The following is a 26,018-nucleotide window of genomic DNA, read 5'->3' as shown; positions in this document are numbered from 1 at the left end:
GATTCTTTCTAAAGAATATACAAATCCTTATCTATAACACTTACGGAAACTCCGTCTCCTACAGGAAGGACACAGGTATCCGCATATTCCAAATGAGTTATATACTTTATAAATTCACGCATTTTCCGTATACTGGTCTTGTATCTTCTTCCCGGATCATATTCATCTGATACAGTCATACCTTTCATCAATACATTATCACATATGACAAGAGCATCCTGACTGCACAGTGGAAGAGCCAAATCCCAGAATTCCCGATAATGACTTTTAGCCGCATCAATAAAAACTACATCAAAAGTTTCCTTCTCAGCAGCCATCTGCAAAAGCACATCACGGGCATCTCCGAATCGCACCTGTACTTTATCAGAAAACCCTAATTCTGATATATTACTCTTAGCTGCATCATACGCTTCTTTATCAGATTCTACGGTTATCACTTTACAGCCGCAGCTGTCTGCAAAACAACATGCTGAATATCCGACGGCGGATCCGATTTCAAGTACATGAGAGGCCTTCTTGATCCTCAGTATATTGAGTAAAAGTCCTTCCGTATCCTTCAAAATCACAGGAACATGCCTCTCCTCAGCAAAAGCTCTCAGCTCCCTGAGCCTCGGATTGTCATTTTTATAAAGTGTCTCTATATATGAAGTCACTATATCATTTGTTATATTCATATCAATACCATTTGTTTTCTTTTACGACTTTGTCATGTTCCTCATTTGTTTTTGAATAAATAATAGTTCCATCCTGGGTTGCAAAGAAAAACAGATAATCTGATTTTTCATAATCAAGAACACTGTCCATAGCATCACCGTTTACCGCACATATCGGGCCAACCGGAAGACCTGCATATTTTCGAGTATTGTATTTTGAATCTATATTAAGCTCTGATTGAGTCAATTCCAATGACGTTTTCCCGTTGGCATAGCAGACTGTTACATCACTTCCCAAATTCATTCCCTTATTCATGCGGTTTATAAACACACCTGCCACTTTCGGCATTTCTTCCTTAACATTGCTGGCCTCTCTTTCAACGACAGACGATAAGGCAAGAACTTCATGTACCGTAAAACCACTTGACTCTATCTGACTTTTTCTAGAAGATAAAGCTGAATCCATCATATCAAGCATAATTTCCGTCACTGATTCCATTGTAGGATTTTCTTCTGTTATAAAATACGTCTCGGGATATAAATATCCTTCAAGTGGATACATTATATCATCACTCAGTATAGAATCTGTGAGGAACCAATATTTATCTATCAATTCTTTTAGATAATTCTTATCCGCCCACTTAGCGATCAGCTCTTCTGAAGAAAAAGGCATCTCTTCGGCTATAGCTGCTGCTACTTCAGGAATGGTAAGACCTTCTCTGACTATTATTTTGTCTTTTGAAATATATTCAAAATCACCTGTATTTATAGCATCCATCATTTCAGGTAAAGTCATGGATTTATTAAACAAATAACTGTTTGCCTGCAATGTATCATAGCCGCCTATTCTGGCATGTATTTTCGCAAAAGTTTTGTTTTTTACAAGGCCACTTTCATCAAGTATCTCTACTATAGATGAAGCCCCGCTTCCGGATGGTATATTTACTGTTACAGTCTCCTTATTTTCCGAATCTACAGCGCCTATTCCTGTAAGGTAAGCTATCGAGCCTCCTGTTATAAGAACTACTGCTATAGCTAAAATTATCAATATCCACTTTATCTTACTGCCTTTAGGTTTCGACATTTGATACCTCATTTCCGGATCTTGTCCGTATTTATTGTTATGTAGGAAATATCGTTTTTATTGGTTTACAAAAAGGGACGTATATGCGCCCCTTTTTCATATAACATGATTTATTTTGATCTTCCCAGATATTCTCCTGATCTCGTATCAATCTGAATCACTTCACCCTCTTCAATGAAGATAGGTACCTGGATCACCGCGCCGGTCTCTACAGTTGCTGCTTTAGTCACATTAGTGGCCGTATCTCCTTTAACTCCCGGTTCTGTTTCAATTACTTTCAAATCCACAAAGTTAGGAGCTTCCACTAAGAATGCATTTCCTTTATAAAACTTGATAGTGGCCTCATCATTTTCTCTCAGATATTTCATGGCATCTTCAACCTGATCATAAGTAAGAGGGATCTGATCATAAGTCTCTTGATCCATGAAATAATAAAGCTCTCCGTCATTATATAAGTACTGCATGGTTTTCGTCTCTATATGAGCTTTAGGAAACTTAGCGTCAGGATTGAAAGATTCTTCCTTTATGGCTCCTGTCAATATATTCTTATGCTTAGTTCTGACGAAAGCTGCACCCTTACCCGGCTTAACATGCTGGAAATCAATTACGATATGCGGATCTCCATCGATCTCAAATGTAATACCTTTTCTAAAATCACCTGCGTAAATCATAAATCTATTGACCTCTCTTTTTATTATACGTGAAATATCTGTATCGATATTTCCTTAATATCGCCAAAGTCTGTCCGTTGGCAAAATCAAACGGACTGACCTTGTTTTTCTTAAATACTGCTCGTGCTTCGGCAAAGCCGTTAGGATCACGACACTTATTATACCAAATTATATGATAGTTGCCAATACCTCAAATTTTACTGAGCTGAACCTCCAAAAGGATCCATACCAAGATCTGCAGCTTCTCCTATTATCTTATAAACATCTGCCATCATCATTGAAAATCTCATCTGACACTGAAGATACTGTGCTGCTGCAGGATCTTGCATTAATATGGCAGAAAGCTGCTGTATCTGCTGAAAAGCTTCTGAATTCACTTCCTGCCCCATCATCTGGGCAGCCTGCATTTCCATCTGTTTTTTCATAAGGTCTTTTATAGAATCATTAAGCTGAGGGTTCGCCTCGATAACTTTCTTATGCTGTTCATATTGTTTAAATTCTTCTGATGCCTTTATTGCTGCAGCCAGACCGTGCGCCTGATCGTATACATTCATCTTAATCTCCTTTCAAATTTCCGCCATTCACTTAGTTTGCAGGGGTAGCCCCTCTATACCTCAAGAAATATAGGCAGTATTACCGGGCTTCTCTTTGTTTTATTATATATATATTTTCTGAGTCCCTCTCTTACTGCTGTTTTCATTCCATTCCAGTCCTTCATGTTTTTACTCATACAATCTTCAAGTATTTTCTCGGCAAGGCTGCAGGCGTCATCTATAAGATCTTCATTCTCACGCACATATACAAAACCCCTTGAGATTATATCCGGTCCTGATACTATTGTATTGGCCTTTCTGTCTATAGCTGCAACCAAAATTATAAGACCTGATTCAGAAAGCAATCTTCTGTCTCTTAAAACGATGTTGCCTACATCTCCTACCCCTAAACCATCTACCATTATGCCTTCTGCTTCAGCAACTTTTTTTGTTATAAAAGCTTTACTTTGAGAAACTGTCAAACAGTCGCCGTTTTGCAGAATGAAGATATTTTCCATGGGCATTCCCAATAAATGAGCCAGTTCGGCATGTGTCTTCAGATGTCTGTATTCTCCATGAACAGGCATAAAAAACTTAGGACGTATAAGGGAGTGCATCAGCTTCAGTTCTTCCTGACAGGCATGACCTGAAACGTGAGTATCGGCTATATCTGAATATATTACCTCTGCACCTTTTTCCACCAGCTGATTTACTACGTTTGATACGGTAAGCTCATTGCCCGGTACAGGAGAAGACGATAGTATTACCATATCTCCCGGTTTTATACTTATCGCTTTATGATCTGATGAAGCCATTCTTGCAAGAGCCGACATAGGCTCTCCCTGACTTCCCGTGGTTATTACCACCAGTTCCTTATCCGGTATATTCTTCGTTTTATTAAGATCAACTAATACATTAGCCGGAATTTTTATATATCCAAGCTCTTTTGCAAGATCAACAACATTGACCATACTTCTTCCCGAGATTGCCACTTTTCTCTTACATAAAACTGCCAGATCTATTATCTTCTGGATTCTGTGTACATTTGATGAAAACGTAGCTATTATTATCCTCTTGTCAGACCGTCTGAAAATATTTTCCAGAGTTCTTCCAACTACACGTTCGGATGCTGTATATCCGCGTCTTAAGACATTAGTACTGTCTGCCATCATCAGCAGCACTCCTTCAGAGCCTATCTGTGCCAGTCTGGCAAAATCTATGGGATTGCCGTCTACAGGTGTATAATCTATCTTAAAATCTCCCGTGTGAAAAATCCGTCCGGCAGGTGTTGCTATGGACATGCAGATAGAATCAGCTATAGAATGGGTTATCCTCAAAGCCTCTATTTTGAAATGTCGTCCGACTTTAAAAATTTCCCCGGCTTCGATAGTATGCATCACTGCTCTCAGTCGGTGTTCCTTAAGCTTATTTTCGATCAGTCCCAAAGGAAATCTCATTCCGTAAATCGGGACATTAAGTTCTTTTAAAAGATATGGGATTCCTCCTATATGATCCTCATGACCGTGGGTTATAACCAAACCTTTTATTTTTTTGCTGTTTTCTTCAAGATAAGAAAAATCCGGAATAACCTTATCTATACCAAACATATCATCATCAGGAAAAGAAAGTCCACAGTCGATTATTAAAATCTCGTTCTCGTATTCGACAGCGGTCATATTCTTTCCTATTTCACCTAGGCCTCCCAACGGAATAATTTTGACTTTAGGTTCGTTGATTGCTCTTTTGTTCTTATTTCCGGACGGCTGCTTTTTACGGGGAGCAATCTTTTTTCCCATATTCTTTTCATTGGAAACTGCCGTCTGCGTCCTTTTACCGCCTGCAGTATTATTATTTTTCGTACCTCTGCTTCGGCCTCCTGCCCTGCTGCTGTTTGTTTTTCTGTTTCCGGAAGCAGCAGACTTATGCGCTTTCGCGGACGTATTTATTTTTTGTTCGTTCATAATTTCCTTTCCCGCTGTAGAAACTAACGGGTCTCTATTTCACAACGATATTTATCAGCTTATTGGGAACGGCTATTATTTTTACAATATTTTTACCTTCCGTCAAAGCTTTTATATTATCGTTTTCTACAGCAATTTTTTCCATTTCTTCTTTGGATGAATCACCTGCTATATTTATTTTTTCTTTTATCTTACCGTTTATCTGTACTACGATTTCAACGGTATCTTTGACAAGGGCTTTTTCATCATATTCAGGCCACTGCTGCTCATGTACAGAACCGCCGTACCCAAGATGTTCCCACATTTCCTCGGCAACGTGAGGAACAAACGGAGCCATCATGATTATAAGATTTTTTACAGCTGCTGCAAAGAGACCCTCGTTTACTGTGCCCTCTTTATATCTGTACATTTCATTTACCATTTCCATTATGGTGCTTATGGCTGTATTAAAATTAAACCTTTCGCCGATATCATCTGATACCTTTTTGATGGCATAATTCATCCAATATGCCATACTCTTGTCAGCTTCGCTTAAAATCTCATAATTATCAGGAATATCTGCATACTTTTCGGAAAACTCATAGACCATTCTGTACACTCTGTTGATGAATCTAAAGCTTCCCTCTACACCCTTGTCCGACCAGTCGAGCTCACGTTCAGGAGGCGCTGCAAAGAGTATGAAAAGTCTCGCCGTATCGGCTCCGTATTTTTCAATTATTTCTGCCGGACTCACAACATTTCCGATGGATTTGCTCATTTTGGCGCCATCTTTTATTACCATTCCTTGAGTCAAAAGATTTTTAAATGGTTCTTCTTGGCTTACATATCCCAAATCATAAAGAGCCATCTGGAAAAATCTTGCATACATTAAATGCAGTATGGCATGTTCTACACCGCCTATATATTGATCCACACTCATCCAGTAATCTGTTTTTTCCTTGCTGAAGGCTTCCTGCATATTTCTGGCATCACAATATCTGAGAAAATACCATGATGAATCCAGGAAAGTATCCATAGTGTCAAGCTCCCTCTTTGCAGGCTTTCCACATACAGGACAAACTGTATCACGGAAAGTCTTGCTTGTTGCAAGAGGGGATTCGCCTTTTCCTGTAAACTCAACATCCGTAGGGAGCATTACAGGAAGATTTTCTTCTTTTTCAGGTACCCATCCGCAGCTGTCACAGTGAATCATAGGAATAGGAGTTCCCCAATATCTCTGCCTGGATATAAGCCAGTCTCTGAGCTTATAATTTATAGTCTTTTTTCCTATTCCCTGTTCTTGCAGATAATCGGTAATCTTTACGATAGCCTCTTTATTGTTCATTCCGTCAAACTTCCCGGAATTGATAAGCTTACCTTCTGCTTCAAAAGCTTCTTTAAGATCATTGAGATCTATTTCATCATTTTCGGGATCAACTACGGGAATTATCTCTAAATCAAAAGCTTTTGCAAAATCAAAGTCCCTTTGATCATGAGACGGTACAGCCATAATGGCTCCGGTTCCGTAATCCATGAGTACATAGTCAGAGATAAAAATAGGAACTTTCTTTCCGGTAAGCGGATTGATACAGTATCTTCCTGTAAATTCTCCCGTCTTTTCCTTAGTTGTTGAGGTTCTCTCTATATCGCTCATATGCTGTACTTTATCTATATATGCCATCACAGCGTCTTCATACTGACTACCTGCAACGAGATCTTTAAGGAAAGGATGTTCAGGCGCAAGAACCATATATGTTACTCCATAAAGAGTATCCGGTCTTGTAGTAAATATATCCAGCCCCTTGTCATATCCATCTATTTCGAATGTTACTTCAGCTCCCGTGCTCTTTCCGATCCAGTTCTTCTGCATAAGTTTAACTTTATTGGGCCATCCCGGAAGATCATCAAGATTATCAAGAAGCCTTTCAGCGTAATCTGTTATTTTGAAATACCACTGTGAAAGTTCTTTCTTTCCTACAACTGAGCCACATCGTTCACATTTGCCATCCACTACCTGCTCATTGGCAAGAACAGTCTGACAGCTTGGACACCAGTTCACAGGATTTTCTTTTTTATATGCCAGACCTTTTTTATAAAACTGAATGAATATCCACTGCATCCACTTGTAATAATCAGGATGACACGTAGCCACCTCACGTCCCCAGTCATAAGAAAGGCCAAGTTCTTTCAGCTGCTTTCTCATTTCATCTATATTGTTCCACGTCCATACACTTGGCTCTACGTTATTCTTTATAGCAGCATTCTCGGCAGGAAGGCCGAAAGAATCCCAGCCCATAGGATGCAGAACATTATAGCCTTTCATTTTCTTAAATCTCGCTAAAACATCGCCGATGGAATAATTTCTAACGTGTCCCATATGCAGTTTTCCTGACGGATAAGGGAACATTTCCAAAACGTAATACTTTTCCCTGTCCTTGTCTTCAACGACCTTGAAAGTATTTTCCTTTTCCCATTTTGTCTGCCATTTTTTTTCGATCTCGCTGAAATTATATTTATCTATCATTTTCTACCTCCAATTAGTCTATTTCAAGATTATCACAATCTCCCCATATTCGTTCAATGTTATATTTTTCTCTCGTGGCAACAGTCATGACATTGATGACTACATCACCGTAGTCCATAAGTATCCAGCCCGAGCTGCGCTTTCCTTCAACGCTCTTAGGGAATACACCCTGTGGCTCCAGCATATCCTCAATATAATCAACAAGAGCACTCATCTGCCTTTCGCTTCCGGCCGAGGACATAACAAAATAATCAGCAAACGATGCTTTAGGTGAAATATCTATCACTGTCACATCTATAGCTTTTTTTTCTTTCAGAAGCCTTGCAATCTTCAATGCTAATTCTTTAGATTCAATCATAAATTCTGTTTCTCCTTTAAATCATTTAACGCATCTTCCGTATCAGGATCAAGGTATTCTCCTCTGTCTCTCACATACTGCACAGTTCTTTCAAGAGACATAATGCAAGCTTTATCCAGATCGGTATACGCAGTTTTTCTCATTTCTTCAACACCCGGATAATTTCTTCCCGGCTCTATGGCATCTGCTAAAAAAATTATTTTTTCCAATACAGACATGCCTTTTCGTCCTGTAGTATGAAAAGCCACTGCGTTTATCATATCTTTATCATCAATATGATACCTTCGTTTCATCATCTCCGCAGCCACTTTACCGTGCGACAGATTGACATTTTCCAGCAGTTTCTGCGGCAAGCCCAATTCTTTCACATACATATCCAGATCCCCGGCCGGCTTACTTCGAAACATATCATGACAAAACGCAGCAAGCTCTGCCTTTTTCGTGTCGCATCCGTATCTTTCAGCCAGTTTTACAGCTTCTGATGCCACAGAATAAGTATGCCTGAGCCGTTTTTGTGTTAAATTTAGTTCTATATATTTTATTATTTCATTCTTTATACAATCCATTTGCTTTAATATACTTCTCTACCTCATATGGAATCAGTTCTCTGCATTGTTTACCGTTTTTAAGTCTTTTACGTATTTCGGTAGATGAGATATCAAGCTGAGTATTTTTAATGTTTCTCACTTCTGTATTATAGTCACGGCGTATTCTCTCTATACAGGATTCCAGTTCCTTCTGTTTATATCCCGGTCTTGTGCCTATAATATATGAGCAGCCTCTGAGAAGCTCTTCTGAATTTTTCCAGCTTTCAATCTTCAAAAACGAATCTGTTCCTGTTATAAAATACAGTCCGGCCTTTTCTCCGTAAATATCTCTCATGGCTCTGATGGTCAGATACGTATACGATATGCTTTCCGAATCAAGCTCTAAAGATGATACATCAAGACCTTCCACATCTTCTATGGCACACTCTATCATATTCAAACGATCTTCTGCCGAAGCTGTTTTTCTGTCAAGCTTAAAGGGCTGAAGCTTTGCCGGAACAAGTATTACCTTATCCAACCCCACCTGCTTCTTAGCGTCCATAGCCAGATTTATATGCCCTAAATGTATCGGATCAAAAGTCCCTCCCATTATACCTATTCTTTTCACGCCGGATCTTACCACTTAATCTTCCGTCCTTCTTTTTTCCATTTTCTGAATTCAGCAGTAGCTGTAAACAGAGCATCTGACGATGAATTAACCGCCGTCTCACAAGAATCCTGAATAACGCCTATTATGAATCCCACGCCTACAACCTGCATAGCTATATCGCTGGATATGCCGAAAAGACTGCAAGCCAGAGGTATAAGCAAAAGCGATCCTCCTGCGACGCCTGACGCCCCGCATGCCGATATGGATGCGATTATGCTCAGCAGCAACGCTGTGGGGAAATCCACTTGAATTTCCAAGGTATTTGCTGCTGCCAAAGTCAAAGTAGTTATAGTAACTGCACCACCGGCCATATTTATAGTGGCTCCCAGAGGTATTGAAACTGAATATTGTTTTTCATCCAGGCCAAGAGACTCACAAAGAGACATATTGACCGGGATATTGGCAGCTGAGCTTCTCGTAAAAAACGCCATTATACCACTATCTTTTATACACTTAAAAACAAGCGGATAAGGATTCTGTCTTATGTTTACAAATACGATGGCAGGATTCACGATAAATGCCACAAACAGCATACATCCTACCAATACAAGAATCAGGTGTCCATAATCCATAAGCGATTTTATTCCTGTTTCAGAAACAGTAGCAAACACCAGTCCCAAAATACCAAGAGGAGCAAAGTTTATTATCCATCTTATAGCAGAAGAACAAGCATCGGATACATCTCCCAAAACCTTCACTGTATTATCCCCGGCCTTTCTGAAAGCAAACCCCAGTATAAGCGCCCATGCCAGCACACCTATGTAATTTGCGTTGATCAGAGAGCTGACAGGATTGTCCACCACATTCATCAGCAGAGATTTGAGAACCTCTGCTATTCCTCCGGGAACCGCAGCATCCTCTGCCCCCTGAACAAGAACTATATCAGAAGGAAAAAGAAATCCTGCTGCTACCGCAGTAAGAGCAGCCAAAAAAGTACTTACAAGATACAGTATAATTACCGTCTTCATATTACTTTGTGCAGTATCCTGTTTATTTGCGAGGGAGTGCATTACAAGGAAAAACACAAGCAGCGGAGCAATAGCTTTAAGAGCTCCTACAAAGAGATCCCCCAGCATACTGATCCCGACAGCGCTGGGAACAGTGATACCCAAAGCTACGCCCAAAATCAGACCTGCTATGATCCTTAAGATAAGACTTGTATCCGTCCACTTCTGCAATAAGTTCATTTATGTTACTCCACTTCTGTAATGATTTTTATACCTAATTCATTCAGCTGTTTATCCTCAACGACTCCCGGCGCTTCACTCACCATACACTGAGCGTTCTGATTTTTAGGAAATGCTATTACTTCTCTTATGGATTTTTCTCCTGTAAGGAGCATTACCAGTCTGTCAAGGCCGTAAGCCAAGCCGCCGTGAGGAGGCGTACCGTATTTAAAAGCTTCAACAAGAAAACCGAATTTTTCATCTATTTCTTCCTGAGTCATATTAAGAGCTCTGAACATATCCTCCTGCATGTCCTGCTGATGTATTCTTATACTGCCTCCGCCAAGTTCAACACCGTTGAGAACGATATCGTAGGCGTTGGCCTTTACCTTTGTAGGATCAGTCTTGAGAAGCTCTGCATCCTCTTCCTTAGGTGATGTGAACGGATGATGCATTGCATGATACGAATCTTCTTCCTCATCATACTCGAGAAGAGGAAAATCCACAACCCACAGCAGATTGTACTGCTCATCATCAAGAAGACCAAGTTCTCCTGCAATATGTCTTCTTAAAAATCCCAAACTGTCAAATACCACTTTATTTTTATCCGAAACTATGAGAATAAGGTCGCCGTCTGCTGCTCCCATGCTGTCTGCGATTTCCTTAAGCTGCTCCGGTGAAAAAAACTTGTTGACAGATGAGGATACGCCGTCTGCCGCAACCTTCATCCATACCATTCCCTTTGCACTGTAGCTTTTTACCATCTCGGTAAGCTTATCTATTTTTTTTCTCGTATATTCGCCCGCTGCGCCTGTTATACATATGCCTCTGACGCTGCCGCCTGCTGCTATAGCATCTGTGAAGACTTTAAAATCACAGTCTTTTACAAGAGCTGTTATATCCTGAAGCTCAAACCCGATTCTTGTGTCCGGCTTATCGCTTCCGTATCTCGTCATGGCTTCATCATATGTTATTCTCGGAAACGGAGTCTCAATGTCTATGCCCTTCATTTCCTTGAAAACTCTTTTTAAATAACCTTCCTGTATTTCTATTACATCATCTACATCAACAAAAGACATCTCAAGGTCGATCTGTGTAAATTCAGGCTGTCTGTCAGCACGAAGATCCTCATCTCTGAAACATTTCACTATCTGCATGTATCTGTCGGTTCCGCCCACCATCAAAAGCTGCTTGAACATCTGCGGTGACTGAGGAAGCGCATAAAAACGCCCTTGATTTACTCTGCTGGGAACAAGATAATCCCTTGCCCCTTCAGGAGTTGATTTTATCAATACAGGAGTCTCCACTTCAGTAAAGCCGTTTTCCGCAAAATAATCTCTCGTCAACTTTGCAAGGTTATGTCTGAATGTAAGATTATCCTGCATCTTCTTCTTTCTTAAGTCAAGATATCTGTATTTAAGCCTTAAGTTATCATCTACATTATCATCATCTTTTATATAGATAGGAGGAGTATCGGCAGCTGAATATATTACAAGGTCGCTGGCAAATACTTCTATATCTCCTGTGGGAAGGTCAGGGTTTTTTGATTCCCTTTCCATTACCTTTCCTTTAATTCCCACTACGTATTCACTTCTTAAAGTGTCCGCTTTCTCAAAAATCTCCTGCGGGATTTCATCATTGAATACAATCTGCGTAATACCTGTTTTGTCACGAAGATCACAGAAAATAAGGCCTCCAAGATTTCGTCTCTTTTGTATCCAGCCATTGAGGACTACTTCTTGCCCTACGTTGGCTTCTCTCAAGTCTCCGCACATATGACTTCTTTTATATATACTCATTGTCTTATCTCCTGCTCCTAAATTATTTCAACAATTCATCTATGATGTTTTCCACGGAAACCGTCACCTGCTGTGAAGTACTCATGTCTTTTATGGCAAAACTGTTATTTTCTATCTCATCCTGACCAATGACAACGGTCTTTCGCGCATTTATCCTGTTGGCATATTTAAACTGATTCTTGATGTTTCTTCCCATTATATCCATCTGGACTTTGAGACCCTTCTGTCTCAGCTGTCCCATGAGTTTAAGACCGAGGGCTTTTGCTTCATCACCCATAAAAGCGATGAATACATCTGCGCCTTCCGGCTCTGGTATCTGCGCCTTACATGCCTCCATAGTCAGCAGAAGTCTTTCTTTACCCAAACCGAAGCCTACTCCCGGAGTAGACGGCCCTCCGATTTCTTCAACAAGATGATCATATCTTCCTCCGCCGCACACAGTTCCCTGAGCTCCTATCTTTGTAGTAACAAATTCAAAGGCCGTTTTAGTATAGTAATCCAAACCTCTTACGATTCCAGGATCAACCACATAATCTATGCCCATGGCATCAAGATTATTCTTAAGCTGTGTAAATGCGTCGCTGCAGTCATCACACAGATAATCAAGCATCATAGGGGCTCCCTGTACAAGTACCTGACAGTCAGGCGACTTACAGTCAAGTATTCTCATAGGATTCCTCTCATATCTATCCTTACATGTATCGCAAAGCTGATCGTACTTTGGCTTAAGAAAATCTTTCAGCGCTTCTCTGTGCACCTTTCTGCAGTTAGGGCATCCCACGCTGTTTATTCTCAGCTCTATATCTGTTATTCCCATTTCGTTGAGGAATTCATAAGCCAGACTTATTATCTCTGCATCTGCCATCATGTCGAAAGTCCCAAAGGTCTCTATTCCAAACTGATGAAATTCTCTTAACCTTCCCGACTGAGGCTTCTCATATCTGAAACAAGGAATATTGTAATAAAACTTGCTTGGCTGAACGCCTGCATAAAGCTTATGTTCCACATATGCCCTTACCACTGGAGATGTCCCCTCAGGCTTAAGAGTTATGGCTCTCTTGCCATAATCCTGGAAACTGTACATTTCTTTCTGTACGATATCAGTAGTATCTCCCACACTTCTTTGAAAAAGCTCGGTATGCTCAAACATAGGCGTTCTGATTTCTTCAAACCCGTATTTTTCACAAATATCTGCGAATGCTTTCTCTATATAATGCCATTTATACGCCTGTTCAGGCAACATATCTTTAGTTCCCTTAGGAGCTTTTGTCAACATAAGTTCACCTCCAAAATTCCTTTTCTTTCCTCTCAATCATTTCATCTATTCTGTCTATGTAAATCTGGTAATTGGACACGTTTGCTACTCTTTCAAGCCTGTTTTCATCAGGAAAATATACCTTGCTTACACCGCCTGCTCCCAGAGCCAGAATAGACTGTGCCTCTTCCATAATTCTTATATTGTAAACCGAAATTTTATGGTTTCTGCAAAATCCCAGATTCTCGGTATTCCCCGACGTATGCTTTTGTCTGTAAAGATAATAAGGTCTGTACCCTCTGCTCCTTAGGTATTCTCCTGCATATGACAGCATTCTCTCACACAGATCTTCGTTTTTATAGTTAAATTCCTCGTCTATCGCCTTGAGTGCCGAAGCTCTCTTGACAGCAAGAGTATGCAGAGTTATATTTTCGACACCAAGTTCCTCTATTCTTTGAACGCTGTTTTTAAAGTCATCAAAGCTTTCTCCCGGAAGACCTGCTATAAGATCGGTGTTGATACAGTCTATTCCTGCTTTATGAGCCATCTCAAAAGCTTTCACAGTCTCATCTACCGTATGGTTTCTTCCGATTATCCTCAAAGTCTCCTCTTTCATAGTCTGGGGATTGATACTTATACGTCCCACTCCTGAATCTCTTATTATCTCCAGCTTTTCTTTCGTGATGGTATCCGGTCGTCCGGCTTCCACAGTAAATTCGCGGAGAACCTGCGTATCAAACTCGTCATTTAACTTATCAAGCAATCTCTGAAGCTGAAACTCATCTAAAGATGTGGGAGTACCTCCGCCTATGTAAACAGACTCCGGTCTGTTACCGTGCTGTCGCATTCTTTCTCCGCAGTAATCTATTTCCCTTAAGAGTGCTTCAAGATACCTGTCAATTTCGGTTTTCTCAACCTGATTAGATGTAAAGGAACAATACAGACATCTTGTGGGGCAAAACGGTATGCCCACATAGAGACTCATGCTGTCTCTTTTTGGTCTGCCTGCCGTCTGACGCTGATAGTCCAGTATTTCCATAATAAGAGAGCGTTTGTCAGCGTGAGCTAAATACTTTTTAGCCAATATCTCTTCCGTTTCTTCAGCACTGCCACATCTATCCATAATCTCTCCTGTAAGCTTTACAGGCCTGATGCCTGTGAGAATCCCCCATTTGGGGCTTTTACCTGTATACTCTCGGAGGCTTTCGTATATTTCACGCTTCAGAAGATTCTTATCTCCTTTAAACTCAAAGACTTTACAAGCGCCGAAATTCTCTGTTGACTCGCTTAGTATCTCATACTCTCCTGCAGTCAAAAATATTTTTATAAGTTCTTCATATTGATGGGTGTTTTGAACACCTCTCAGCACACATCTATACAAAAGGATTATTCCCTTTCTCGTGTCCTATGGTGGTAGCTCCCATATGTCCCGGAAGAACTGCTGTCTCATCCGGAAGCGTGAAAAGCTTATTGTGCACGGCATCCTTCAGTTCCTGAAACGATCCTCCCGGAAAATCTGTACGTCCTATAGACTCACAGAATAAAGTATCTCCGCTGAACAGAACATTTTCTGATGCTATATATACACACATTCCGCCGGGCGTATGTCCCGGAGTATATATAAATTTAAGTGTAAGATCACCTACTTTCAATTCATCCCCATCATCAGTCAGTATGTCGGCTTTTACAGTCTGAGGAACACCAAACATCGCGCTCTGGTTAAAGTTAACATCCGACAACATATTTTCTTCGTTTTTGTTTGCGACCACTTTCACTCCCGGAAAATCATCTAAATGTTCATTGACTCCGCATATATGATCTGCATGTCCGTGAGTAAGAATGATATATTGAATATCTGCTCCTTCTTCCTTTACCATCTTCGTAAGCTTAGGGTTATATCCTCCCGGATCTACGATAAAACCTTTCTTTGTATTTTCATCTATAGCAAGATATGTGTTTACTCCCAACGCTCCGCTGGGCAGACAAGTTATTTTCATTTTATAATCTCCTTTCAAAATTTCTTGTTGCTATCAAGAAGTATAGTTACAGGGCCGTCATTGTAAATCTCTACCAGCATTTCCTCTTGGAATATCCCTTCCTCTACATCTATGCCCTGCGATATTATATTTTCTATAACTCTCCTGTAAAGAGACTGAGCCTCTTCAGGGCGCGCAGCTTTTGTAAAGCTTGGTCTTTTCCCTTTCCTTACATCTCCCAAAAGCGTAAACTGGGATACTGCAAGAATCTTTCCGTTTGTTTCTTTTACAGAAAGATTCATTTTTCCGTTTTCATCTTCAAAAATACGCAGTCCTGTAACTTTATCTGCAATATATTGTGCGTCTTTTTCTGAATCTCCGACTTCGACACCAATAAGAACCATAAGGCCTCTTCCTATGGCTCCCGTCACTTTTTCGTCTACAGTGACTTTGCTGCTTTTTACTCTCTGTATTACTGCTCTCATGTTGTTGCTCTGTATGCCTCTAATATCCCCGGAATTCCCTTGAGAGAACGGCATATTTTCTCCATCTGTTCCTTATTTTTTATGGAAAGAGTCAAGTTTATCTTGACAGTCTCATCTTTATTAGATTTTGCATTTAATCCCGATATATGAACATCCATGTCTTCACAAATTTTAGATATGCTGGAAAGCATACTCTTCTGGTCTTTCGCAATAAGGCTTATCTCAGTATCAAAAGACTTGTCCAATATATCTTTATCCCATCTCACATCAATAAATCTTGCTTTATCGGCAGGAGACAGAGACTTAAGATTATCACAGTCTCTTCTGTGAACGGAAATCCCTCTGCCTTTAGTTATGAATCCGACTATATCGTCTCCCGGTACAGGATTACAGCACCTGGCTATCCTTATCATAAGATTATTAACGCCATCTACTACTACACCTGAATTGTCTTCCTTCTTATGTTTCTTCTGCTGTATACGTTTCTGAGTCTTCTCGCTCATTTCATTGAGGTTCTCAAGAAGGCTTTTTTCTTTTTCAGCTTCTGCTTCTTTTGCTTCGGCATCGTATTTAAGCAAAAGATTGTTAAGCTTTGTCAGCAAAGTTCCGCCGTTTGCCAAATGGTTATAAAGCTCGTCACTGCTTTTATATCCCATCTCCCTAACTGCCCTAACAAGAAAGGTATTCTTTAAAAGATCTCTTGGATCATGTCCTTTTTTTCTTATATATTTATCAAGAAGATCTTTACCTTTATCTATACTGTCCGTTTTACTTTCCTTTTTCAGCCATTGTCTTATTTTGTTTCTGGCAGAACTGCTTTTGGCTATCTTAAGCCAATCTATGCTGGGGCCTGCGGCATTGGGAGAAGTCACTATCTCTACAATATTACCGTTTTCAAGCTTATGGTCTATAGTAACCATCTTGCCGTTCACCCTAGCTCCTACACATTTACACCCTACATCGGAATGTATCTTGAAAGCAAAATCAAGAGGAGTAGAATCCGCCGGCAACTCTATGACATCTCCCTGAGGAGTAAAAACAAACACTTGCCCTGAGAACAGATCCATCTTCAAGGACTCCATAAATTCCTTAGGATCTTTTACATCTTTTTGCCATTCAAGAGCCTGCCTCAGCCATGAAAGCTTAACTTCTTCTTTATCTGACTCGATTCCTTCTTTATATTTCCAGTGAGCAGCTATACCATATTCGGCAATTCTGTGCATTTCATAAGTACGGATTTGTATCTCAAAGGGTTTACCGTTTTCACTTATGACTGTAGTGTGAAGTGACTGATACATATTAGGTTTAGGCATAGCTATATAATCTTTAAATCTTCCCGGTATAGGAGTCCACATAGTATGCACCATACCTAACACAGCGTAACAATCTCTTACTGTTTCAACAATGACTCTCACAGCCATAAGATCAAAAATCTCATCAATACTCTTATGCTGGTATTTCATTTTTTTATATATACTGTAAAAATGTTTGGACCGACCATATATATCATACTTTATATCTATTTCATCCAGTGATTTTTTTATTTTTTCCACTACTGTTTCTATAGATTTTTCCCGTTCGCCTTTTCTCTCGTTCACCTGCTCTGCAAGTTCATAATAGGCTTCAGGTTCCAAAAACTTCAAAGCTATATCCTCAAGCTCCATTTTCATGGTATATATACCGAGCCTTGCTGCAAGAGGCGCATATATATCAAGTGTTTCCCGGCACTTTTCAATTATTTTATCATGAGTCATATAATTGATCGTTCTGAGATTATGGAGTCTGTCTGAAAGTTTTATTATCAGAACCCTTATATCCTTTGACATGGCAAGAAACATTTTTCTGAGGTTTTCTGCCTGCCTTTCTTCTTTACTCTGGAATTTAAGTGAACCCAGCTTCGTGACTCCATCCACCAGCAGACCTACTTCTTCTCCAAAATCGGCTACCAGCTGCTTTTCCGTATACTCAGTATCCTCAACGACATCATGCAAAAGGCCGGCTACAATAGTTTCTTCGTCCATTCCCAAATCAGCCAGTATTTCGGCGACAGCCATAGGATGTATCAAATACGGTTCGCCTGATTTACGCAGCTGACTTCTGTGCATTTCTTCAGCGACATCATATGCTCTTCCTATCAGTTCGATATCGTAATTGGAATTAAATTTTAAAATAGTGTTTAGGAATTCTTTTCTTTTCATCATAACATAGATGCCCTTTACTTTTTATTTCCTTTTACATAACGTTTTGATCTTTTTTCATTTGTTTTAGGCTTATTTTTATCGACAGCATTATTTTCCTTTTCGTTTAAAGGTCTTCCTGCCTCAACTTCCGGTTCCGGATCATGTTTTTCTTCCAGTGCTTTCACTTCCTGGAATTTTTCTTCCTTTCTTTTCTTTTTCTGATTTGCTTTTACATGTTTTTCATATTTGGACATTCTTCCCGGTCTCGAAAACTCATAATAAAGAGGACTGCAGGTTCCTATGGAGGAATATGCTCCGGCAATAATGCCCACCATCAAAGGTATAACAAACTCTCTTATAGCATCTCCTGCCATAATAAGCAAAGGTATCATAACTATCAATGTAGTTGCCGAAGTCATCATGGAACGGCCCAAAGTCTGAGTTATACTCCTATCAACGAGCTGTTCTGTGCTTCCTTTCTTCATATATTTTATATTCTCACGTATTCTGTCGAATACCACGATAGTGTCATTTATAGAATATCCCACTACTGTAAGTATACCCGCAATGAAAGGATTATTGATAGTGATATTAAATATGGCATAAAATGCTATGACTATCAGTACATCATGAAGCACTCCAAGAAGCGCCGCACCGCCGAATTTCCACTGTGAAAATCTGAATCTTATATAAATCAGCATACACACAGCGGCCAGAACTGTTGCCAAAACAGCATTATTTCTGAGTTCTTTTCCCACTGACGGACCAAAAAGTTCTTCCGCTACCACGTCTTCCTGCGTCGTACCGAAAGTATCGTTTATAGTTCCTATAACTTCAGCTCTCTCATCAGTATCAAGAGACTCTATAGTCCTGATGACTATCTGGTCATTGTTTTCTCCCGAATATATTATTTCCGGCTCCAGATCATATTCTTTTATGGCTTTTTCAACATCGGAAATCGATATTTCTTTCCCCATATCCATCTGAATCATCGTTCCACCGGTAAAATCAATGCCATAGTTCAATCCTCTGACTACGCCGCATACAAGGCCCACCACCATAATAGCCACAGATATTCCGTAATATATTTTTCTGTATTTTATAAAATGAAGGTCTCTGTTTATAGAGAAAGTGGCCTTGTTGTTTTTCTTTATCCCAAAAAAACCTTTGCGTCCTGTTCTCTTGCCTTCAGACATAATGCTTACGTATAAATGAGTGACAACTACTGCTGTAAAGATACTTACAACAATACCTATCATGAAGGTCCATGCGAAACCTTTTACCGAACTCGTTCCTATTTCATATAAGATAACAGCCGCAATAAGAGTAGTTACCTGAGAATCTATAACAGTACTCATGGCACGCTTAAATCCAATCTGCACAGCAGATCTTACCGTCTTCCCCGATTCAATCTCCTCTCTTATTCTTGAGAAGATAACAACATTGGCATCCACTGCCATTCCTACTGATAAGATAATACCTGCAATACCCGGCAATGTCAGTACACTTCCCATAAATGCCATTACATTCAGTACTATCACCACATAAAACAGTAACGCAAGATCAGCCGCAAGCCCCATTCCTCTGTATGCTACAAGCATGAGTATCAATATTATGGCAAGACCTATAAGTCCTGCGTAAACACTCATTTCAAGAGCATCATATCCTATCTTTGCCGACTGAACAGAAGAATTAACTTCATGTAACTCCAAAGGCAGCGCTCCGCCTCTTATCAAAGCGGCCAGATTAGAAGCTTCTTCCTGAGAAAAATTGCCTGTAATACTGCATTTTCCTCCACTTATAGGCTCATTTACTTCCGGATACGAGATAATCTGTCCGTCAAGTATTATCATTATAGATTTATTGGAAACCCCTTCTACAGAAGATGTCACAGTTCCGTTATATGCTTTGGTCGTTGCCTGATAAAAAAGATCCGCTCCTTCACTGTCAAATTCAAGAGAAACAGCATACCCTGCTTTTTCACTATCTGTAGCAATAGATGCATCTTTAACATTGCCTCCATCTAAAACTATCGTTCCATCAGCAAGAGCAAACTGAAGCTGCGCAGTTTTTCCTATCTGTTCTATGGCCTGCTGGGCATCATCTGCTCCCGGCAGTTCCACCCTTATTCGCTTCTCTCCCTCTATAGTAACGACCGGCTCGGCCAGCCCCATCTGATTGACCCTCTCCTCAATGACACTTTGTGTCTGTTCCATTGCCTCCCGAAGATCATCACCTTTAAGATCCGTATCTGCTTCCATTACTACATAAACCCCGCCCTTAATATCAAGGCCCAGTTTTATTCTGTCCTTTATGGGATCTATAGGTCCCGCTCCGAAGATAGTAAGATACCATCCCACGGCTATTATGACAACAAACAATACTGCTAAAACTCTTTTTAACTTATAGTTCATCTGATCCTCCGGCTATGATTTATTTTAAACAGACGACAAAAAATCCATTTAATCATACTTTTATTAGTTTACTACTTTTTGTGCTTGTAAACAAGGAAAATCCACTGATTTTTCATCATGCCGAAAATATTACTCTGTTATATGAACTAACCGCAGGTAAGGTCTGCTTTTTTATTTAGCAAGATTTGCACCGAAAACTCCTCCGACAGCGCCTATGATAACCGGAATAATATAAAAAATATTGAAACTGTGCATTCCAAAGACTCCTGCGAAAACTCCTCCCACCGCCAAAAGTATTATAAGAATCAAAACAGCCGAAGAAGCTGCTCCCACAAGAAGCCCCTTTTTCCCTACGATATTGCCTTCCATTACACCAATAAACGTACATGACACAGATAAAGCCACCAACAAAGCTGCGAACGTCCAGCTCTCCCTGAATCCTGTAAAATTGATGATTGCCGCAAGAACAAATGTGAGTATCACAAAGATACATAATGTTAACATATAAGCTTTTAATGTTCTTCTTAATATTTCCATAATTCACCTCCGATAATTTATTATATTGCACTCATCAGCTAATTATGAAAACACACAGGGCGAACAGATTTATTGACCACGAAAAAAGAGAGGTCTCCCTCTCTTAAAATTTCTGTTTATTTTTCTTCAGTTGCTTCAGCAGATTCTTCTGTTTCTCCAACTTCTTCAGTTGCTTCCGCTTCGATTGTTTCTTCTTGAGCAGGAGCTGCTTTTTTCATTCTCTTTGGTTTAGCAGGCTTTACTTCTTCGGTTTCTTCGATCTCTTCAACCTCTTCCTTAGCCTTCGCCGCAGGTCTCTTGCTTTCCTCAACTACTTTTGAAACTGCCCATCTCATGATTTCGAATTTCACTTTATCTGCTCCCACCTGTATGACGAGAGATTCTTCTTTTGTCTTGACAATCTTTCCGCAGATACCTCCGATAGTTATGATCTCATCTCCTACCTGGATACCTCTTCTCATAGCATTGATTTCTTTTTCTCTCTTCTTCTGTGGTCTGATAAGTAAAAAATACATTACGGCCAGCAAAATGACTAATGGCAATAACATCGTCAAAGTTCCGTTCATTTAACGCTCCTCCTGTTTGAGTGTGTTCTATAATTTATTTTTATCCGAAGATAATGGTGCCGGCGATGGGGGTCGAACCCATACGGTGTTGCCACCACGGGATTTTGAGTCCCGCACGTCTGCCAATTCCATCACGCCGGCACAGCATATTGATTATATCATTATACTGACAGTATTTCAAGGTCTTCCTCTTTAATTTTTTCAATATGTTTCTTGGCAAAAATCTTGTACATGATCGGAATTATAACTAAAGTCATAAGAGTTGCATAAAGCAGCCCTCCTATGCAGACAATAGCTACAGGCTGTATCATTTCCGCTCCTGTACCTATTCCTATGGCAAGAGGCAAAAGCCCCAGTATAGTAGTTATGGCAGTCATCAGTACAGGACGCATTCTTACAGCCCCGGCATTTATGATAGCTTCATCCATTTCCATTCCTTCCATGCGGAATTTGTTTATACAGTCAACCAACACTATAGCATTATTTACCACAACGCCCATCAGCATAACAAAACCCATCATAGAGACCACACTAACATCTTGACCGCATACAAGCAGTGCCAGCATTCCTCCCGTAAAAGCCAGCGGAATAGTAAATATCACGATAAATGGAGATCGCAGTGATTGAAACTGCGCCACCATAATAAGATAGACCAGAACGAGTCCCACTACAAGCATCAGCAGCATCTGCTTCATGGCATCCACGATCTCTTCATTTTCACCGCCGTATTCTATCTTGACGTTTTCAGGCACAAGTTTTTCCTTTTGAATCATCTTTTTCACTTCATCAGTCACATGTGTTACGTTATATCCTTCTTTCACTGCCGCCGTAACCTTAAGACTTCTTTTCTGATTATCATGATTTATGGAATTCATGGACTTCCCTGTTTCTACAGAAGCTATGGACGATAATGTTATCTCTGATTTAGTCCCGTCTTTTTTATCGGCAGAAAGTTTCATATTCATAAGGTCATCCTTATCAATATTCTCTGAGACAGTATTCTCAACTATAACATCTACCGATTTATCAGACTGCTTAATTGAAGTAGCTGTCGCTTCCTTTGTAAGTTTAGAAGAAACCTGCTGATATACCTGTGCTGTAGTTAACCCTTCTTTCATAGCCAGATTCTTATCCACTACTATTTTCATTTCCTCTGTACTGTCCTCATCTACATCAGAAATTTCTTCAAGCTGTTTCATATCTCTCAAAGCATCCTCTATAGATGAACCTGTTTTTCTTAAAATTTCAAGATCACCACTGTAAAGATTCAGAGACACACCTGATCCTCCCATCATAGATGTCATATCCGTTCCTGATGATGAAACAATCTCACAACCATATTTTTCTGCCATTTTTTCTAATTTTTTGTCTATAAGGCTTCCGTTTTCTGTTTTATTTTCATCCAATATAATGTATAGCATAGTAGATGTCACATCCTGCTGACCAGAAGACATACCGAACATTCCCATAGCATCACTGGAAAGCATAGCGCCTACCGTCTTTACACCATCTACTTTCTTAATTTCTTCAGATATCGCATCCGTAGTCTCCGAAGTTTCTTCAAGCGAACTTTCCTCCGGCATCTGTATCGTTGCAGATATTTGAGAAGTACTCATGGAAGGCATAAAAGAAAATCCTCTTGCAAGAGCTAACCCTGTAGATACAACTAATATAGCCACTGATGCTATAATCAAAGTTTTTTTATGACTCAGACTCCACGAGGCTATCTTCTTATAATTACTTATGGTCTTGCCGTCTTGACTGAGAATAGATTTTTTCGTGTCTTTTCCCAGCATTCCCTTAGCCATCGCCGGAACCAGAGTCAATGCAATTATAAGGCTGGCTATAAGGGAATAGGCCACTGTAAGTGCCAAGTCAGTGAACAAATCCTTAGTCATTCCGTCTACAAATATTATAGGAACAAAAACACATATCGTAGTAAGAGTAGATGATGTAATAGCTCCCGCAACCTGAACCGCTCCGGAAACTGCAGACTTTATCCTACTGTATCCTAAAGCTCTGAGCCTATATATATTTTCAACCACTACTATAGAATTATCCACAAGCATACCTACTCCTATAGCAAGGCCGGACAATGATATCATATTCAGTGTAACCCCTGAAAAATACATCAATACTATAGCAAAAACGACACTTATTGGTATACTGACCGCTGTTATCAGCGTAGGTCTGATATCTCTGAGGAAAAACAGCAATATCAATATAGCAAGTACAGCCCCCATAAGCAGATTCTGAAGAACAGAATCTACAACAATATTTATATACTCTCCCTGATCTGAAAGCATAGTAAATTCCAGTTCATCATACTGTTTCTCAAGCTGTGAAAACTTGTCTGTAATATTTTCCGAAACTTCAGCTGTGGGATAACTCGACTGCTTGGTAAAACTCAAAAGTACTCCGTTTTGCCCATTTATTTTTGCATATGTATCCTCTGCCTGATTAGTATATGTAACAGTGCCTATATCAGATAATCTTATGGGGTCTACTCCATCTATCCCCATATCAAGCAGAACAAGATTATTCAGTTCTTCTTTGTCCTTTATCTTATTGCCTACACTTACCAAAATTTCTGCTTCTCCGTCAGTTATATATCCTGCAGGCATAGAAAAATTCTGAGCATTTAAAATAGCTGATATGTTGTTCATTGTCAGCACACCTGTCATATCAGCACTGGCAAGAGCGGCTTCCTCTGAGCTTTGAAGTTCTGCAAGAGCACTCTGAAGTTGATTTACTGTCGCATCTATAGTGCTTTCTGCGGCTGACAGATCAGAATACTTATTCCCCAGCGTAAATGTAGCAGTAGCCCCCTGAGCATCGAGATCTCTTAATGCAGTATCAACTGCAGCTATCTGCTGATCTATAGTATCTAACTGCTCGACAGATTTTCTGAGAGTATCCACATCCATTCCCAAAAGTGCAATAGCCTGTTCAGCAGCTTTTATTGCAACAGGATTATTGGAAGCTATGGCCTCATCATACTGTTTAAGCAATGCCTTAAGTGTCGGTCCTTGTTTTTTAAGCTCGACAAGTTTCTCACGTCCGCTTTTAAGCTGAGATCTTGTTGCAGCGATCTGCTGCGATGCCTGCTTCTGCCCCTCAATTACGGCAATTTTCCCTGAAGCTATCTGTTCTTTTCCACTGTTTGCTGCACTTATTCCGCTGTTTATCTGTTCTTTTGCCTCTCCCAACTGACTGCTTATAGCTGAAGATATTTTATCATTAATTTCATCTATTTTTTTCTGAGAAAGTACTATCTGTATATTATCGGAAATCATACCCATAGCAGAAACTGACGCTACGCCTTCTACTCCGGAAAGCTGATTTTCCAGATTTTCTTTAGTGAACTGCGATACTTCTCCCGCAGATTTTCCTTTCATGCCCACTGCAGACGTTACTATCGGAATCATATCCGGATTTATTTTCATAACTACCGGGGTTCCTGCAGTTTCAGGCATATTTCCTTCTATTTGGCTTATCTTGTCCCTGATATCAACAGAAATAGCATCCATATTTACATCGTCAGAAAACTCCATCTGTATCATAGAATAATTGGCTGCCGAAACCGATGTCACATTCTTTATATTGGTAAGAGTTGCCATCTGCTGCTCCATAGGCTCTGTGATCTCCGTTTCTGCCTCCTCGGGACTTGCTCCCGGATATGCAGTCATCACCATCACATAAGGGGTGTTTATATTAGGGAAAAGGTCCGGTGTCATCTTCATAAAAGATATCACCCCGAACACAATAACAATTACTACGGCAACCAATACGGTAAACGGCCGTTTTACGCTGAATTTAGACAGCATTACACTTCCTCCTCTTTACTTTCAGTCATATTTTCTGAAATCCCAAGAACTTCCATTGAACACATTCATATCTACATATTTTTCTCCTGCAGCCACATTTTCTGATTTACCATAAAACGTATACTGACAAAAAGACCATTTCTTCCCGTCACTTAAAGTTTCAGGTATATCATGAGCGCTTATCCATATGTCATAATCTTCATATATACCTGAAATATATTCATCATATATGTATGAATTAGTGTATATGATAGGCTTTTTATGATAATGATCCTCCAGTTCATCCAAAACTGTAGTAAGCACTTCTCTCACTGTATTTTTTGCAGGATGCTTTTCCTGATATTCTCCATAAAATTCTACATCTACCACAGGTGGAAGCATACCTAATTTTTTATTGACAGTATCAATATAATTTTTTGCCTGAGCCTCCCCGTTCGTATCATAGCTCAGAAAATGATATGCTCCTATCTTCATATCTGTTTTATTAGCTTCATTCCAATTGTACTCAAACCTCTCATCTACATGACTGCTTCCTTCCGTAGCTTTTACAAAAGCAAATTTAAAGCCTTCATCTTCAAGTCCTTTCCAGTCAATTTCAAGCTGATACGAAGATACGTCCACCCCTTTCACCGGATAACGGTTCTCATCGGTTACATCTCTTTCTGTAATAAAAAAATACAAATTACGCACAAATAAAACTATGATCGCAACTATGATTATAGCTGCGATCACAAATATCTTATTGATGACTTTTTGATTGCGCGATCTGCTGCCGTATCTTCTGCTTCTTCTGTGTCTTTGGGTCATTCTTATTCCGATCATAATCACTGGTACAACATAATACTTTATTATA

At 39.8% G+C, this 26,018-nt stretch carries 21 protein-coding genes and 1 tRNA gene; all 22 read right to left on the bottom strand.

Annotation, left to right across the window (positions count from 1 at the left end):
- Nucleotides 1–8: 8 nt before the first annotated feature.
- Complete coding sequence (locus H8692_RS09165) at nucleotides 9–674, bottom strand: O-methyltransferase (RefSeq protein WP_177270281.1); 666 nt, start codon at nucleotides 672–674, stop codon at nucleotides 9–11.
- Nucleotide 675: 1 nt separating this feature from the next.
- Complete coding sequence (gene mltG / locus H8692_RS09160) at nucleotides 676–1,737, bottom strand: endolytic transglycosylase MltG (RefSeq protein WP_177270283.1); 1,062 nt, start codon at nucleotides 1,735–1,737, stop codon at nucleotides 676–678.
- 110 nt (nucleotides 1,738–1,847) lie between these two features.
- Nucleotides 1,848–2,408, bottom strand: a complete 561-nt coding sequence (gene efp, locus H8692_RS09155) for an elongation factor P (protein ID WP_177270285.1) — start codon at nucleotides 2,406–2,408, stop codon at nucleotides 1,848–1,850.
- A gap of 197 nt (nucleotides 2,409–2,605) precedes the next feature.
- On the bottom strand, nucleotides 2,606–2,962 hold the full coding sequence (locus H8692_RS09150) for a YlbF/YmcA family competence regulator (protein WP_177270287.1): 357 nt from the start codon (nucleotides 2,960–2,962) through the stop codon (nucleotides 2,606–2,608).
- Between the two features lie 53 nt (nucleotides 2,963–3,015).
- Nucleotides 3,016–4,902: a ribonuclease J gene (locus H8692_RS09145; protein WP_187525543.1), complete on the bottom strand. Its 1,887-nt coding sequence runs from the start codon at nucleotides 4,900–4,902 to the stop codon at nucleotides 3,016–3,018.
- Between the two features lie 34 nt (nucleotides 4,903–4,936).
- Complete coding sequence (leuS, locus tag H8692_RS09140) at nucleotides 4,937–7,405, bottom strand: leucine--tRNA ligase (RefSeq protein ID WP_187525542.1); 2,469 nt, start codon at nucleotides 7,403–7,405, stop codon at nucleotides 4,937–4,939.
- A gap of 13 nt (nucleotides 7,406–7,418) precedes the next feature.
- The gene (gene rsfS, locus H8692_RS09135; RefSeq protein WP_177270299.1) at nucleotides 7,419–7,763 is read right to left on the bottom strand and encodes a ribosome silencing factor; all 345 of its coding nucleotides are present in this window, start codon (nucleotides 7,761–7,763) and stop codon (nucleotides 7,419–7,421) included.
- A complete protein-coding gene (gene yqeK, locus H8692_RS09130; protein ID WP_187525541.1) occupies nucleotides 7,760–8,329 on the bottom strand; it encodes a bis(5'-nucleosyl)-tetraphosphatase (symmetrical) YqeK in 570 nt (189 codons plus the stop codon). The genes rsfS and yqeK overlap by 4 nt, the downstream gene beginning before the upstream one ends.
- Nucleotides 8,310–8,918 carry a nicotinate-nucleotide adenylyltransferase gene (gene nadD / locus H8692_RS09125; protein WP_187525540.1) on the bottom strand — a complete coding sequence of 203 codons (609 nt, stop codon included), beginning with the start codon at nucleotides 8,916–8,918 and terminating at the stop codon, nucleotides 8,310–8,312. Before nadD ends, yqeK begins: the two co-directional genes overlap by 20 nt.
- Nucleotides 8,919–8,926: 8 nt before the next feature.
- Nucleotides 8,927–10,147: a serine/threonine transporter SstT gene (gene sstT, locus H8692_RS09120; protein ID WP_187525539.1), complete on the bottom strand. Its 1,221-nt coding sequence runs from the start codon at nucleotides 10,145–10,147 to the stop codon at nucleotides 8,927–8,929.
- Between the two features lie 5 nt (nucleotides 10,148–10,152).
- The gene (gene aspS, locus H8692_RS09115) at nucleotides 10,153–11,925 is read right to left on the bottom strand and encodes an aspartate--tRNA ligase (protein WP_187525538.1); all 1,773 of its coding nucleotides are present in this window, start codon (nucleotides 11,923–11,925) and stop codon (nucleotides 10,153–10,155) included.
- Nucleotides 11,926–11,947: 22 nt separating this feature from the next.
- On the bottom strand, nucleotides 11,948–13,201 hold the full coding sequence (gene hisS / locus H8692_RS09110) for a histidine--tRNA ligase (RefSeq protein WP_187525537.1): 1,254 nt from the start codon (nucleotides 13,199–13,201) through the stop codon (nucleotides 11,948–11,950).
- A gap of 4 nt (nucleotides 13,202–13,205) precedes the next feature.
- Entirely contained in the window at nucleotides 13,206–14,549 is a 1,344-nt protein-coding gene (hemZ, locus tag H8692_RS09105) for a coproporphyrinogen dehydrogenase HemZ (protein ID WP_187525536.1), read from the bottom strand.
- Nucleotides 14,550–14,553: 4 nt separating this feature from the next.
- Nucleotides 14,554–15,177 (bottom strand): MBL fold metallo-hydrolase, encoded by a 624-nt coding sequence (locus tag H8692_RS09100; RefSeq protein WP_177270313.1) that lies wholly within the window; start codon nucleotides 15,175–15,177, stop codon nucleotides 14,554–14,556.
- A 14-nt stretch (nucleotides 15,178–15,191) separates the two neighbouring features.
- Nucleotides 15,192–15,641, bottom strand: coding sequence for a D-aminoacyl-tRNA deacylase (dtd, locus tag H8692_RS09095; RefSeq protein ID WP_187525535.1), 450 nt, complete (start codon nucleotides 15,639–15,641; stop codon nucleotides 15,192–15,194).
- Nucleotides 15,638–17,842 carry a RelA/SpoT family protein gene (locus H8692_RS09090; protein ID WP_177270317.1) on the bottom strand — a complete coding sequence of 735 codons (2,205 nt, stop codon included), beginning with the start codon at nucleotides 17,840–17,842 and terminating at the stop codon, nucleotides 15,638–15,640. The genes dtd and H8692_RS09090 overlap by 4 nt, the downstream gene beginning before the upstream one ends.
- Before the next feature lie 14 nt (nucleotides 17,843–17,856).
- Nucleotides 17,857–20,235, bottom strand: coding sequence for a protein translocase subunit SecD (secD, locus tag H8692_RS09085; protein ID WP_187525534.1), 2,379 nt, complete (start codon nucleotides 20,233–20,235; stop codon nucleotides 17,857–17,859).
- Between the two features lie 171 nt (nucleotides 20,236–20,406).
- Nucleotides 20,407–20,772 carry a TIGR04086 family membrane protein gene (locus tag H8692_RS09080; RefSeq protein ID WP_177270321.1) on the bottom strand — a complete coding sequence of 122 codons (366 nt, stop codon included), beginning with the start codon at nucleotides 20,770–20,772 and terminating at the stop codon, nucleotides 20,407–20,409.
- Nucleotides 20,773–20,888: 116 nt separating this feature from the next.
- Complete coding sequence (gene yajC, locus H8692_RS09075) at nucleotides 20,889–21,338, bottom strand: preprotein translocase subunit YajC (RefSeq protein WP_187525533.1); 450 nt, start codon at nucleotides 21,336–21,338, stop codon at nucleotides 20,889–20,891.
- A gap of 54 nt (nucleotides 21,339–21,392) precedes the next feature.
- Nucleotides 21,393–21,479 (bottom strand) — tRNA-Leu (locus H8692_RS09070).
- Nucleotides 21,480–21,499: 20 nt separating this feature from the next.
- Nucleotides 21,500–25,165, bottom strand: a complete 3,666-nt coding sequence (locus tag H8692_RS09065; RefSeq protein WP_187525532.1) for an efflux RND transporter permease subunit — start codon at nucleotides 25,163–25,165, stop codon at nucleotides 21,500–21,502.
- Between the two features lie 21 nt (nucleotides 25,166–25,186).
- On the bottom strand, nucleotides 25,187–25,987 hold the full coding sequence (locus tag H8692_RS09060; protein ID WP_177268388.1) for a GH25 family lysozyme: 801 nt from the start codon (nucleotides 25,985–25,987) through the stop codon (nucleotides 25,187–25,189).
- Between the last annotated feature and the right edge of the window lie 31 nt (nucleotides 25,988–26,018).

The organism is Lentihominibacter hominis, from assembly GCF_014385065.1.
In the GTDB taxonomy this organism is placed as follows: Bacteria; Bacillota; Clostridia; order Peptostreptococcales; family Anaerovoracaceae; genus Lentihominibacter; species Lentihominibacter hominis.
The sequence above is the reverse complement of the archived record's forward strand: the minus strand, read 5'-3'. Positions and strand labels throughout refer to the sequence as shown.